A 13,339-nucleotide genomic window follows, 5' to 3' on the forward strand; every position below is an offset into this window, starting at 1 on the left:
TTTAGTCAGTTTTTATGTTGTCAAATCTTGTTAAAAATGCAAGATGTGTTTTATTTCTGTTATTTTTTTGCGAAAATAAAAGAGAGAGCCAAATGTAAAATAAAAATTTATAAATCAACCATCATGAAATGTATTTTTTACATTTATTGACTGGGTATTATGTTAAATTTTCACTTTTAGGTTCTGCAACAAGAGTAAATGCTATGCTTTTACGAGACTTTTATAATGTACATCTGAAAGCTGTCTTAAAATTTCGGCACTTTTTTCAGGAGTAATATCGCGTTGAGATTCACCCATCATTTCATATCCAACCATAAACTTTTTTACTGTTGCTGATCTCAACAATGGCGGATAAAAATGCATATGGAAATGCCATTCAGGGTGAATTAAACCATCTGTTGGCGATTGGTGAATTCCTGAAGAATATGGAAATGAAGTATTAAATAAATTGTCATACTTCGTAGTCAATTGTTTTAAGATTTTCGCGAAAGCGGTACTTTCATCAGCAGTAAAATTGGTGATTTTGTTTACTGCTCTTTTGCTCACAATCATTGTTTCATAAGGCCAGATTGCCCAAAATGGAACAAGCGCCACAAAATGATCATTCTCGATTACAATGCGTTCGCCAACTTTTAGCTCGGCTTGAACATAATCTTCTAATAGTGTTTTTTGATTTTTATCGAAATATGATTTTAAGCTGTTTTGTGTTTTTTCAACTTGAGTTGGTAACGAAGATTGCGCCCAGATTTGTCCGTGTGGGTGTGGGTTACTGCATCCCATAACGCTTCCTTTGTTTTCAAAAATTTGAACGTGATTAATGAATTTTATATTACCTAAATCAGTGTATTCTTTTTGCCAAGTTTTGATGATGTTCTCAATATCGGCAATTTCCATTTCTGGTAAAGTTAAATCGTGTCTTGGAGAAAAACAGACTACTCTCGAAATTCCTTGTTCTGGTTTTGCTTTAAAAAAAGTATGTTTAATATCATCTTCAAAAATAATTTCGTCCTGCTTCATTGCAGCAAAATCATTTTCAAAAACAAAACTGCTTTCGTACTGTGGGTTATTCATTCCGTTGGCACGAACATTTCCTGGACACAAATAACAAGTAGGGTCGTATTTAGGAAGTTCTTCTGTTGAAATAGTTTCATTTTGCCCCTGCCAAGGACGTTTTGCACGATGAGGTGAAACTAAAACCCATTCATTGATTAGAGGATTGAAGCGTCTGTGCGGATCTTCGTTAATGTCAAAATTTTTCATTGTAGTGTGTTGTGGTTTTAAAGTAGCGTTGTTCCGTTCGAGATTTTTACATCATAGAATTTTAATTCAATTCCAAATGTATCTAAATAAAGCTTTGAAAACTTACGCTTAACCTCATTTTCATATCCTTTTTTAACTAAATTGATCGTGCAGCCTCCAAAACCGCCTCCCATTAGTCTTGAACCAATGATTGCTTCATCTTCTTTTGCCGTATCAACAAGCATATCTAATTCTTCACAGCTTACTTCATATTCTTGCGATAAACCATAATGTGTTTCAAAAAGTAATTCGCCTAAAAGTTCAATATTTCCTTTATCTAAAGCTACGCAGGCTTTGATAACGCGACTGATTTCTTTCACCACAAAATGAACTCTAGCAAAAACTTTCTCAGTCATTTTATCTTTCAGACTTAGAACTTGCTCTTCTGTCGCATCTCTAAAACTTTTTACTTCGGGAAAATGGCTTTTTATGATGGATAAACCTTCTTCACATTCGATTCTTCTCGTATTATATTCTGATGTAAAAAGAGAATGTTTTACATTAGAATCAAATAAAATCAGAGAATAATCTTTGAAGTCGGCATTGTGATATTCAAAATCTAAAGTGTTGCAATCTAATTTGATCACTTTATTTTCTAGGCCATGAACGCTAGAAAATTGATCCATAATTCCGCAGTTGATTCCAACCCAATGTTCTGCTTTTTGTCCTAATAATGAAATGTCAACTTTTTCAATTTTTAAATCGAAAAGAGATTTGATTCCGAAAATCATTCCGCATTCTAAAGCTGCTGATGAAGACAATCCAGAACCAACCGGAATATTACTGCTGAAAACGCAATTGAAACCTTCAAACGAAAATCCGTTATCTTGCAATTGTTTGATTACGCCACGAATGTAATTGGTCCAAACTACATCGCTCAATTTTACTTCTTGAGTCAAATCGATTTCGAATTCTTCATTCAAATCGATAGCGATTATTTTAGAGTTTTTTGTATTATTTTTTTCAAAAGCAAAACAAATTACTTTATCAATTGCAGCAGGTAAAACATAACCGTCATTGTAGTCAACATGTTCTCCGATAATGTTAATTCTACCTGGAGAAAGAACCGTTTTTTGAGGAGAAGAACCAAAAGATTTTTCGAAAAAAGCAACGGTGTTTTGTATTAAAATATCATTCATTATATAGTTAGTTGTATTGTGGTTTTTTGGAATTGTATTAATTTAAACTTTCAAATTTGTAAAGTGTTTTTTGCGTGTATTCTTCGCCTTTTTTCAAAACGGCATTCGGAAAATGAGCATGATTTGGTGCGTCAGGGAAATTTTGTGTTTCAAAACAAATTCCGCTTTGGGCATTATAATCTACATTTTCTTTTCCTTTTAGTTTTCCGAAACAATTTCCGCCTACATATATATGTACACTTGGCTGATCGGTATAAACATTCATTCTCAGTTTGTTTTTTAAGCTAATTAATTGTCCAACAATTTCAGTTTTAGAATTCACAACAAAAGAGTTGTCAATTGGAAACGGACAGTTTTTTGGAGTTCTAAAATCAAAATCATGATTGGTTAAATCAGTAAAGTTTCCAGTTGGAATATTATCTGAATTTGTTTCCAGCATTTTAGCCGATTTGATAAACATTTGCTGTTCTAAAACATTTCCGTCGTGTCCGTCAAGGTTAAAATAACTATGATGCGTCAAATTGATAATAGTATCTTCTGTTGAGGTAGCTTTATATTCTAATTTTAATTCATTTTCCTCCGTCAAAGTATAAGTCAAATAAACAGTCATTTCACCAGGGAAATTTTCGTCTAAATGCTCGCTCAAAAGACCAAAAGTAATTGATGGATTTTCACCAGAAGAGGCATTAACAACGCTCCAAGCTTTTCTTCCAAATCCCAGATCTCCTCCATGAAGCGTGTTTCCATTATTGTTTCCGCCAAGTTGAAATTTTTTGTCGTTAAGACTAAAAGTTGCATTATGGATACGTCCAGCATAACGGCCAACAGTAGTCCCAAAATATGGAGCACTTGGCAAATTATAAGATTCTAAATAAGCTTCCAGATTATCAAAACCCAAAACAACATCTACCAGTTTTCCATTTAAAGGAATTTGGATTGAAGTTACAGTTGCACCATAATTGATGATCTGAACTTTCATTCCATTTTTATTAACTAAATCAAAAGAATAAATTTCATCCTTATTAGGCATTAAACCAAACAATTTGCAATTGTGAGTGTCTTTTAAATGCGATATGTGTTTTATTTCCATATAATTTTTAGTAATAATGAAATCCAAAAATAGAAACATTTATTATTTTTGCATACCAGTACCTACCAGTTTTTAATTATTATAGTCAAAATGACTTTTATTATGAGCATAATTTCAATTCAAAATAATATTGGTCTGCCAAAATATAAGCAGATTATTCTTTCAATAGAAAAAGCGATTGAAGAAGGAAATTTAATCAAAGGCGATCGCCTTCCGTCGGTAAATAAAGTTTGTCTGGCCTTTTCTTTATCTCGAGATACGGTCTTATTAGCCTATGATGAGCTCAAAAAAAGAGGAATTATTTATGCCATTCCGGGCAAAGGTTATTACGTTAAAAGTGTTGAAATCACTATAACTCAGAAGATTTTTTTACTTTTTGACGAGTTAAATATTTTCAAAGAAGACATTTATAATTCGTTTTTAAAAAATATTGGAAAAAATGTTCAGGTCGATATTTTCTTTCATCATTTTAATGTTCAGGTTTTCAAAAAACTGATAAATGACAGCAACGGAAATTATACAAAATACATTATCATGCCGACGAACTTAAACGATGTCGTAGATTCTATAAAAACCCTACCAGTAGGAGATGTAATTATTTTGGATCAGACCAATCCAGAGTTAAAAATGTTTCCCGCAATTTATCAAAATCACCAAAAAGATATTTTTGAAGGATTGCTGAAAGGCAAAAAAAGATTGTCCAAGTACAAAAAACTGATTTTGATTTTTGCTGGTTTTAGAGAACCGCCAGGAATGAAAACTGGTTTTGAATCTTTTTGCGAAGAATATGGTTTTGATTATGAAATTATTTCAGATTTCGGCAATCAATCTATCTCTATTGGCGATTTGTATATTATTCCTCATGATCGTGATTTGCTTTTGGTGATCGAAAATGCCTTAAATAGAAATTTAAAACTAGGAGAAGATTTTGGAATTATATCTTATAATGAAACGCCATTGAAGAAAATTGCAGCAAACGGAATTACAACCATTTCAACCAATTTTGAGTTGATGGGGAAAATTTTGGCAGATATGGTTTTGAAAGGAACAAAAGAGCAGATCGAAAATAGATCTGCTCTCATATTAAGGAATTCTTTATAATTAGGTGTCAATTATAAATTGAGCACAAAATCATTTAGTAGTTTTTCTTCATATTTCTCTTTATTAAAAGTATATAAGTAAGAACCTTTTCGAGAAGATTGCATGTCTTTTTCGTCTAACTTATTTAAAATACCTAAAGAATTAATTTTGCTGATGAAATTTCTTTTGTCTAATTCTTTGCTCAAAATCGCTTCATACAATTCTAAAAGCTGACGCATGGTGAATTTCTCTGGAAGTAATTCAAAACCAATTGGTTTGATAGAAGTTTTGTATCGAAGTCTCTTAATTGCATTTTGCACCATTTCGTTGTGGTCAAAAATTAAGTTTGGAGCATCATTAATAGGAAACCATTCTGCGTGATAATTTTGAATTAATTCTGCATTATGGTTTTCGATATTGATCAATGCAAAATAAGAAACCGAAATGGTTCTTTCTACAGGATCACGATCAATTTCGCTGTAAGCATACAACTGCTCCATATAAATATCATTAAGACCCGTATAAGTATTTAAGATTCTTGTAGCAGCACTATCTAAAACTTCATCTCGTTTAAGAAATCCTCCAATCAAAGACCATTTTCCTTTTTCTGGTTCAAAATCTCTTTGGATTAAAAGTATTTTCAGACCCTCGTTGTCGAATCCAAAAATGATGCAGTCAACCGCCAGTAAAACTTTATCAGCAGAGCTATAACTATTTAACATATGTAATTAATTTGGATGGTAAATATATAAACTTCCTAAAACGTTTCATAATTTATTAATGTAGATTTCACACTTACATAAATAACTGCTCAAAAATAGAGTTAAAAAAATGACTTTTTACATAAAAATAACATTCATTTCTGTTTTTTAAGAATTTTTTAATACAAAAACAGGGTAGATCAGGATAGTTTTTTGAAAAAAGTTGTTCTGATTATGTAAAAATTCACAAAATTAAACAATCTTTTACCTACAAAAATATGTTTTTTTGGAATTCAAAAGACTAAAAAACAGATTATTTATGATTTTTTTTCTCCCCATCATTTTTTGATTAAAACAGCGCTTTTTTTAAAAAAGTGTATTTTTTACACAATTAAATTACGCAAAACCCCTTCTTTTTTGCAAAAAACATTGAAATTTAAATGTTAATTCAACACTTAATTTATGATATGTGTTTTTTTTCAGATGTTTTTTTGTGATATTAATTTGTTTTCATGCTTTTTTTTTATTTAAATTTACAAATGTAAGATTAACACTTATTAATTATAACAACTAACCAATCTTAATTAAACCACTATGATTACAAAGCAACAATTAATTTTGTATTGCAATTTTGTATTGCCAAAAACAAATTGGATTTTAGCAGTAATGATGCTGCTATTTTCTGTTAATCAAATGTCTGCTCAGGGCAAAACGATTAGCGGAGTTGTTACATCGGCACAAGATAATCTGCCTTTGCCGGGTGTAAACATTATTATAAAGGGAACCAAAACAGTTGCTACAACTGGTTTTGATGGAGAGTATTCGATTAAAGCATCTCCAAACGATGTTTTAGTTTTTTCATTTATAGGATTTCAATCTCAAGAAATCGCTGTAGGAAATCAATCAAAAATTGATGTCGCATTAGGTGAAGACACAAATAAACTTAATGAAGTCGTAGTTGTTGGATATGGTACACAAAAGAAATCAGACCTTACAGGTTCGATTGGTGTAGTCGATATGGAAGCAGCAAAGAAAACCGTAACCTATGATCCTGCAAAAATGCTTCAAGGTCAGGTTGCGGGTGTAACAGTACAATCATCTGGAGAACCGGGAGGATTTGTAAATGTTAAAATTAGAGGTATAAATTCGTTCACAAACAATAACCCTCTGTTTGTTATCGATGGAATGATCGTAGCAAATCCTAATGATTTTGCACCAGGAGATATTGAATCGATGCAGGTTTTAAAAGATGCGTCTGCAGCAGCTATTTATGGAGTTCAGGGAGCGAACGGTGTTGTAATTATTACAACTAAAAAAGGTAAAAGCGGAAAAATGGAGATTAAATATAAATCTCTTGTAGGTTTTCAGAATGTAGCTAAAACATGGGATGTAACTGACCGAGTAGGTTACCAAAAAATCACATCGGCTGCGGAACTGAATGCTGGATTAGCAATTGCACCAGGAAATGATCCGAACAGTTCTTCATATATTAATAATGTAGATACTAATTGGCAAAAAGAAGCTTTTGAGACAGGTCTTGTACAAAACCACTCACTTACTTTTAGCGGAGGAGCTGAAACTTTAGGGTACAATTTAAATACAGATTATTTCAAAAATACAAGTTATTTGAATTCACCTCAAGATTATGAAAGATATTCTACGAATTTGAATTTATATGGTAAAAAAGGCAAATTCAAATATGGTTCTAAAATTGGTTATACTAAATCGGGTAAAGAAAACTTTAATGAGTACAATGCTGGAGAATCTGCAATTGTTGATTTATTAGGAGCGGTTCCAACAATGCCAGTTTACGATTCAAACAGACTTGGAGGATACGGAGGAACTGACAACTTAACTCAGAGAGCAATCTCAATGAACGTTATTGGATACAATAATTTGATCACAAATAATGGGCAAAGAAGTCGTTTTATCGGAGACATTTGGGGAGAACTTGAAATTATCAAAGGTTTAAAGTATAAATTAGATTTAAGCTACGATAGATTAGATTTTCAAAACAGAAAATTCATTCCGCCAAGTGATTTAGGATGGTATTATATTACAACAAATGATGAAGCTTCTTTAGATGTTGATAATGGAAACCAACAAAGAACATTCGTCAACAACTTATTGACTTATGAAATTACTTTGGGCAAACACAAAATTGATGCTTTAGCTGGATGGATTCAGGAAAGAAATGATTACTACAGACATTGGTCAAGAGGTGTTGGATATACTCCAGGTGAAATCAGCCAAATTCAATATGCTGATGCTACAAGTGCTGGCGAATACAAAAACACACTGACTAATATTTCATACTTAAGCCGTTTGAACTATTCTTATGATGATCGTTATTTCGTTACTGGAAACTTCAGACAAGATAAAACATCACTTTTCAGTGAAAATAATAATACAGCAAATTTCTACTCTTTTTCTGGAGCATGGAAATTAAGCAACGAAAAATTCATCCATTTACCAGAATGGTTTAACACGATCAAACTAAGAGGAGGTTATGGAGAATTAGGAAACAATACGCTTGGAGTTTACGCTTATTCGCCAACTATCAATGCTTTTGCAGGATATGATTTTAATGATACTTTAGCTCCTGGAACAACAGTAGTAAGCGCTATTGATCCAAATGTTCACTGGGAAAAAACAGCTACTTCAAACGTTGCTGTAGAGTTAGGATTCTTTAACAATGATTTGCAGATTACTGCTGAATACTATCAGAAAAAATCAACAGATTTATTGATCGGAGTTCCACTGCCTTATTCAACTGGAGCATTCCCTGCAAGTATTACAACAAATGCAGGTGCAGTAAAAAATAGCGGTTTTGAGTTTACAGCTTCATACAACAACAATCACAACAAATTTAAATACAATATTTCGGCAAACTTAGGAACCTTGAAAAATGAGGTTTTACAAATTGGTCTTGATGGAAATCCAATTTATGGAGCCGCTTCAAAAACAGAAGTTGGAAGATCTATCGGCGAACTTTATACTTATGAAGTTGCAGGAATTTTTCAAAATGCTGCTGATTTAGCTTCATCACCAACACAGACAAATGCAGGTGTTGGAGATCTTAAATTCAAAGATTTGAATGGTGACGGCCAAATTACAGATGCAGACAGAAGATTTATGGGAGTTGCAATTCCGAAATATAGCTACGGAATCAACTTTGGTGCAAATTATGAAAATTGGGATTTCTCAATGTTCTGGCAAGGTTCAGGAGGAAACAAAGTATTCAACGGATTGTATCGTAATTTAATGACAGAACAATATGGAAACCATAGTGTTGATGCATTGAACTACTGGACTCCAACAAATACAAATACAAACGTTCCTCGTCCAATTATTGGAGATCCAAACGGAAATGCAAGAGATTCTGACAGATTTATCGAAAGTGGTGATTATATCAAATTGCAGACATTGGAAATTGGATACACACTTCCATTGCCAAAGGATTTGTTTATTCAGAGAGCAAAAGTATATGTAAATGGTCAAAACTTATGGATCATTAGCAAATACAGAGGTTACGACCCAGATTTTAATTACAATGACGGATTATTTTCTAGAGGATATGATGCGGGATCATTCCCAAATCCAAGAACAATTTCTTTGGGTGTTGAAGTAACTTTTTAATCTATCCTAACCAATTAAAAACGAATCAAAATGAAATATAAATTATTTAACTATATAACAGTTTTCTTTTCATTGGCACTTGTAACCACAAGCTGCGTTGATAATGAAGACTTGAACCAAGTGGACCCGAATGTTGAAACTGCAGGTTCATTTTGGAAAACAGATCAAGATGCACTAGAAGGAGTAAATGCTGCTTATGGAAGTTTGCTTACAGATGGAACTTATATGAGAAGTACACCATTACTTTTAGATTTAAAAGGTGATGATACTCGTAGTAATAGCCCTTGGGGAGCAATGTATAATGTAGGTCGTTTCAACTCAAATCCAACAGACCCTGCAATTTATGGCTGGGCTTTTGAAACATATTATCAAGGAATTTACCGTGCAAATCAAGTTTTGACAAATGTTCCAGGAATTGATTTTGAAGATGCAGCTCTTAAAAACAGAATTTTAGGACAAGCTTATTTTTTGAGAGGGTTATATTTTTTCCATGCAGTTAACATGTTTAAAAATGTTCCATTACCTACAGAAATCGCATTGTATACACCTCAGAAAACTCAGGAGGAAGGATGGGCTCAGGTTATTGCTGACTTTAAAGCTGCTGCCGAATTACTTCCAAACACTTACGATGGAATTTCAGGATTAGACGCAGGTCAGAAAGGACGTGCTACTAAAGGTGCAGCATTGGGTTATTTAGGAAAAGCATATTTATTTACAAAAGATTTTTCTAATGCAAGAACTACTTTCAAACAAGTAATAGATTTAGGAGTTTATTCTCTTGTAACAAACTACCGCGACAACTTCACAACAGCAAATGAAAATAATTCAGAATCTCTTTTTGAAGTGCAATTTAGCCGTGATGCTGGAGGAGTTGATTTAGGATGGGGAGGCGCACCAGCTTCAGGATGGGGAAAAACATCTGCAAGAGCAATTACTTATGCACCAAGAGCTTTCGGATGGACAGACGTTCAGCCTTCATGGGCATTATTTAATGAATTCCAAGAAGAAAAAACAAAAACAGGAGATTTAGATCCACGTTTAGATGCTACAATTTTCTATAATAAACCAGGCGGAATGCAATTGTATGGAAAAGATTTTGCAACATTTTACGCTTCAAGTCCAGCAGATTTAAATGATTTATTCTGTAGAAAATATCAAAACTCTGACGGACAATTTGCAGACGAATATGACTGGCGCTCAGGAATCAATGAACGTTTATTAAGATATGCGGATATCTTATTAATGTACGCTGAATGTTTGAATGAAACTGGCGATACGCAAGGAGCTTACACTTATATCCAAATGGTAAGAAATAGAGTAAATCTTCCTGATTTGGCAACTACAAAACCAGGAATGAGCCAAGCGCAAATGAGAGAACAGATTGGTCACGAAAGATTCTTAGAATTCCCTCTTGAAGGACATCGTTTTGATGATATCCGTCGTTGGGGATGGCTTCAGGATTCAGCCAAATTAGCTTGGTTAAAATCAAGAGATGCAGAATTTAATTCATATGCACCTGGTCGTGAATATTTCCCAATTCCGCAGTTGGAAATGGATAATAATCCTGGAACAAAACAAAATGACAGCTATTAAGTTTACAATCTCAGTTTTTAGTCTCGGTCTCGCTGTATACTATAACTGAAAACTGAGACTAAAAATATTTTTGAGTTAGTTTTAAATACCTGATATCATGTGAAGGCTGAAAATCTTCACATGATATTATGCCTTAGAATTTGGAATACAAGAGAAGTAATTTTTAACAGTAACTAAAATTATAGAACAATGAAAGCAATTACAAGTTTGGTTTTATTATCGATATTATTATGGAGTTGTCAAAATGAAGATATTGTCCCAACAAAAGAAGCAGCAACAGTTGTTGATGCTCAAGATTCACAGGTTACCAATTTAACTGCTAAAACAGTAAGCGGAAATGTGCCATCACATGATCCGAGTACAATTGTAAAAAGTGGCGTTAATTATTATGTTTTTACTACAGGAGATAATATTCCGATGACTTATTCAACAAATTTAACAAGCTGGACATGGGGAACATCAGTGTTTTCATCAACCCCGAGCTGGATTACAGGATATGTTCCAGGATTCGTTAAAACGTTCTGGGCGCCAGATGTTGCGTGGTTTAACAATCGTTGGAACATGTATTATTCTTGTTCCACTTTTGGATCAGCGACTTCAGCAATCGGATTGGTTACGACACCAGCCATTTCGCAAAGTGCAGGAACAACTTGGACAGATAGAGGTGTTGTAGTTTCTTCCTCTTCAGCATCAGATGTTAATGCTATCGATCCATCTATTTTGGTTGATGGAAGCAATGTCTATATGGCTTATGGCTCTTGGCATGCTGGTATTGGAGTAATCCAAATTAATCCTTCAACAGGAAAAACAACTGGAAGCAGAACTATTGTTGCAGGCGGAAACAGCGCATCATGGGAAGCTCCTTGTTTAATCAAAGAAGGAAGTTATTATTATATGTTTGTAAACCGAGGAACTTGCTGTAATGGTGTAAACAGCACCTATTATATTGTAGTAGGACGTTCTACAAGTCCATTTGGTCCTTTTGTGGATAAAAATGGAGTTGCATTAACCAATGGAGGAGGTACAACTGTTTTGGCTACACAAGGAAATTACATTGGTCCAGGACATTTATCTAGAATTACAGGAACGCAAAAAGGATCTGTTCATTATTATGACGGAGCAGACAGCGGAAATCCAAAACTCGAAATTGTATATTTTACATGGTCATCAGGATGGCCAACACTTTCTTATTAAAAAATTAAAATTCAGAGGAAAGTTTTCGGACTTTCCTCTTCAATAAAAACCACTATGAAAAAAGCACTTTTAATCACATTTCTTATTTCGCTTTGTAGTCAGCTGAATTTTGCGCAGACCACAATAACTATTAAAAATTCTGCTGATGCGCCAACCATTGATAAAAACATTTACGGTCATTTTGCAGAACATTTAGGCCGTTGTATATACGGAGGATTTTTTGTGGGAGACACTTCGAAAATTCCAAATACAAATGGAGTAAGAAATGATATTATTAAGGCTTTAAAAGATTTAAAAATTCCAAATTTAAGATGGCCAGGTGGTTGTTTTGCTGATACATATCACTGGAAAGATGGAATTGGACCAAAAGAACAAAGACCAACTATTGTAAATAAATGGTGGGGCGGAGTTACTGAAGATAATAGTTTTGGAACACACGATTTCTTGAATATGTGTGAACTTTTAGGAGCAGAACCGTATTTATCTGGAAACGTTGGAAGCGGAACGGTTCAAGAATTGGCAGACTGGGTTCAGTACACAAACTTCAGTGGTAAAAGTCCGATGAGTGATTTACGTGCTAAAAATGGAAGAAAAGAACCTTGGAAAGTAAAATACTGGGGAATTGGAAATGAAGCTTGGGGATGTGGAGGAAACATGACTGCAGAATATTATGCCGGAGAATACCGTAAATATGCGACTTTCATGTCAGATTGGGAAAATACTGGAGGAATCACAAGAATTGCTTCTGGATCAAATAGTGCAGATTACAATTGGACAGAAGTTTTAATGAAAGGAATTCCGCTAAATATGTTAGGCGGAGTTGGGGTTCACCATTATGCTGTAATTGACTGGGGTAAAAAAGGAGATGACAGAAATTTTACGGAAGAAGGTTATTTCAAAACCATGCAGTCAGCTCTAAAAATGGAAGAATTGGTTACGAAACATTCTGCTATTATGGACAAATACGATCCAGAGAAAAAAGTAGCTATGATTGTTGACGAATGGGGAGGATGGTATGAAGTTGAAAAAGGAACAAATCCAGGATTTTTATATCAGCAAAATACTATGCGTGATGCGGTTTTAGCTGGAGCAACTCTTAACATTTTCAACAACCATTCAGATCGTGTTCGTATGGCAAATTTAGCGCAATGCGTTAACGTTTTACAAGCCGTAATTCTTACTGATAAAGCTAAAATGATTGTAACGCCAACATACCATGTAATGAAAATGTACAGCGTGCACCAAGATGCAAAATTATTGCCAGTAAGTTTCGAGTCGCCATCATACACTTTTAATGGGGAAAAACTTCCTGCGGTTTCGGCATCGGCATCAAAAGACAAAAACGGAGCTATCCATATTTCATTAGTTAACGTAGACGCAAAAAATAAAAACAAAATAGAAATTGATGTAAAAGATCTAGGTGTGAAAAACTTCACAGGAACTGTTATAACATCAGCGAAATTACAAGATTACAATTCATTCGAAAATCCAAACAAAATTGTTCCAACAACTTTTAAAGGTTTCGAAAACAAAAAAGGAAAACTTGAAATCACTATTCCTCCTTTCTCAGTAGTTGTTTTAGAAGGAAAATAAAATAAAACCAA

The 13,339-nt window shown here is 33.7% G+C and carries 9 protein-coding genes; 5 read left to right on the forward strand and 4 right to left on the reverse strand.

Translation table 11 applies throughout. The annotated features are described in order from the left end of the window. Positions 1-201: 201 nt before the first annotated feature. Genes OD917_RS12370 through OD917_RS12380 form a run of 3 tightly spaced genes read right to left on the reverse strand, consistent with a single transcriptional unit; the run spans position 202 to position 3,528 of the window. Positions 202-1,260, reverse strand: coding sequence for a UDP-glucose--hexose-1-phosphate uridylyltransferase (locus tag OD917_RS12370; RefSeq protein ID WP_263523812.1), 1,059 nt, complete (start codon positions 1,258-1,260; stop codon positions 202-204). 17 nt (positions 1,261-1,277) lie between these two features. Then, a complete protein-coding gene (gene galK, locus OD917_RS12375) occupies positions 1,278-2,438 on the reverse strand; it encodes a galactokinase (RefSeq protein WP_263523813.1) in 1,161 nt (386 codons plus the stop codon). Positions 2,439-2,475: 37 nt separating this feature from the next. Next, positions 2,476-3,528: an aldose epimerase family protein gene (locus tag OD917_RS12380; protein ID WP_263523814.1), complete on the reverse strand. Its 1,053-nt coding sequence runs from the start codon at positions 3,526-3,528 to the stop codon at positions 2,476-2,478. 102 nt (positions 3,529-3,630) lie between these two features. Here OD917_RS12380 and OD917_RS12385 point away from each other — a divergent pair, with 102 nt between their 5' ends. Further along, the gene (locus OD917_RS12385) at positions 3,631-4,629 is read left to right on the forward strand and encodes a GntR family transcriptional regulator (protein ID WP_263523815.1); all 999 of its coding nucleotides are present in this window, start codon (positions 3,631-3,633) and stop codon (positions 4,627-4,629) included. 11 nt (positions 4,630-4,640) lie between these two features. On the opposite strand, the gene OD917_RS12390 is transcribed toward OD917_RS12385, so the two are convergent. Then, positions 4,641-5,330: an NUDIX hydrolase gene (locus OD917_RS12390; RefSeq protein ID WP_263523816.1), complete on the reverse strand. Its 690-nt coding sequence runs from the start codon at positions 5,328-5,330 to the stop codon at positions 4,641-4,643. Between the two features lie 573 nt (positions 5,331-5,903). On the opposite strand from OD917_RS12390, the gene OD917_RS12395 reads away from it, so the two are divergent. The 4 genes from OD917_RS12395 to OD917_RS12410 all read left to right on the forward strand — a co-directional run bounded on the left by OD917_RS12395 (position 5,904) and on the right by OD917_RS12410 (position 13,328). Continuing rightward, entirely contained in the window at positions 5,904-8,948 is a 3,045-nt protein-coding gene (locus tag OD917_RS12395) for a SusC/RagA family TonB-linked outer membrane protein (RefSeq protein WP_263523817.1), read from the forward strand. 30 nt (positions 8,949-8,978) lie between these two features. Continuing rightward, complete coding sequence (locus OD917_RS12400) at positions 8,979-10,541, forward strand: RagB/SusD family nutrient uptake outer membrane protein (protein ID WP_263523818.1); 1,563 nt, start codon at positions 8,979-8,981, stop codon at positions 10,539-10,541. 189 nt (positions 10,542-10,730) lie between these two features. Next, complete coding sequence (locus OD917_RS12405) at positions 10,731-11,735, forward strand: arabinan endo-1,5-alpha-L-arabinosidase (RefSeq protein WP_263523819.1); 1,005 nt, start codon at positions 10,731-10,733, stop codon at positions 11,733-11,735. A 54-nt stretch (positions 11,736-11,789) separates the two neighbouring features. Continuing rightward, the gene (locus OD917_RS12410; RefSeq protein WP_263523820.1) at positions 11,790-13,328 is read left to right on the forward strand and encodes an alpha-N-arabinofuranosidase; all 1,539 of its coding nucleotides are present in this window, start codon (positions 11,790-11,792) and stop codon (positions 13,326-13,328) included. Positions 13,329-13,339: the final 11 nt, after the last annotated feature.

This window comes from Flavobacterium sp. SH_e (assembly GCF_025717045.1).
Taxonomy (GTDB): domain Bacteria; phylum Bacteroidota; class Bacteroidia; order Flavobacteriales; family Flavobacteriaceae; genus Flavobacterium.

What these genes read in the sequence shown, in the direction of transcription:
- OD917_RS12370 (WP_263523812.1), bottom strand. Translation starts at nt 1,260, where the DNA reads ATGAAAAATTTTGACATTAACGAAGATCCGCACAGACGCTTCAATCCT.
- galK (WP_263523813.1), bottom strand. Translation starts at nt 2,438, where the DNA reads ATGAATGATATTTTAATACAAAACACCGTTGCTTTTTTCGAAAAATCT.
- OD917_RS12380 (WP_263523814.1), bottom strand. Translation starts at nt 3,528, where the DNA reads ATGGAAATAAAACACATATCGCATTTAAAAGACACTCACAATTGCAAA.
- OD917_RS12385 (WP_263523815.1), top strand. Translation starts at nt 3,631, where the DNA reads ATGAGCATAATTTCAATTCAAAATAATATTGGTCTGCCAAAATATAAG.
- OD917_RS12390 (WP_263523816.1), bottom strand. Translation starts at nt 5,330, where the DNA reads ATGTTAAATAGTTATAGCTCTGCTGATAAAGTTTTACTGGCGGTTGAC.
- OD917_RS12395 (WP_263523817.1), top strand. Translation starts at nt 5,904, where the DNA reads ATGATTACAAAGCAACAATTAATTTTGTATTGCAATTTTGTATTGCCA.
- OD917_RS12400 (WP_263523818.1), top strand. Translation starts at nt 8,979, where the DNA reads ATGAAATATAAATTATTTAACTATATAACAGTTTTCTTTTCATTGGCA.
- OD917_RS12405 (WP_263523819.1), top strand. Translation starts at nt 10,731, where the DNA reads ATGAAAGCAATTACAAGTTTGGTTTTATTATCGATATTATTATGGAGT.
- OD917_RS12410 (WP_263523820.1), top strand. Translation starts at nt 11,790, where the DNA reads ATGAAAAAAGCACTTTTAATCACATTTCTTATTTCGCTTTGTAGTCAG.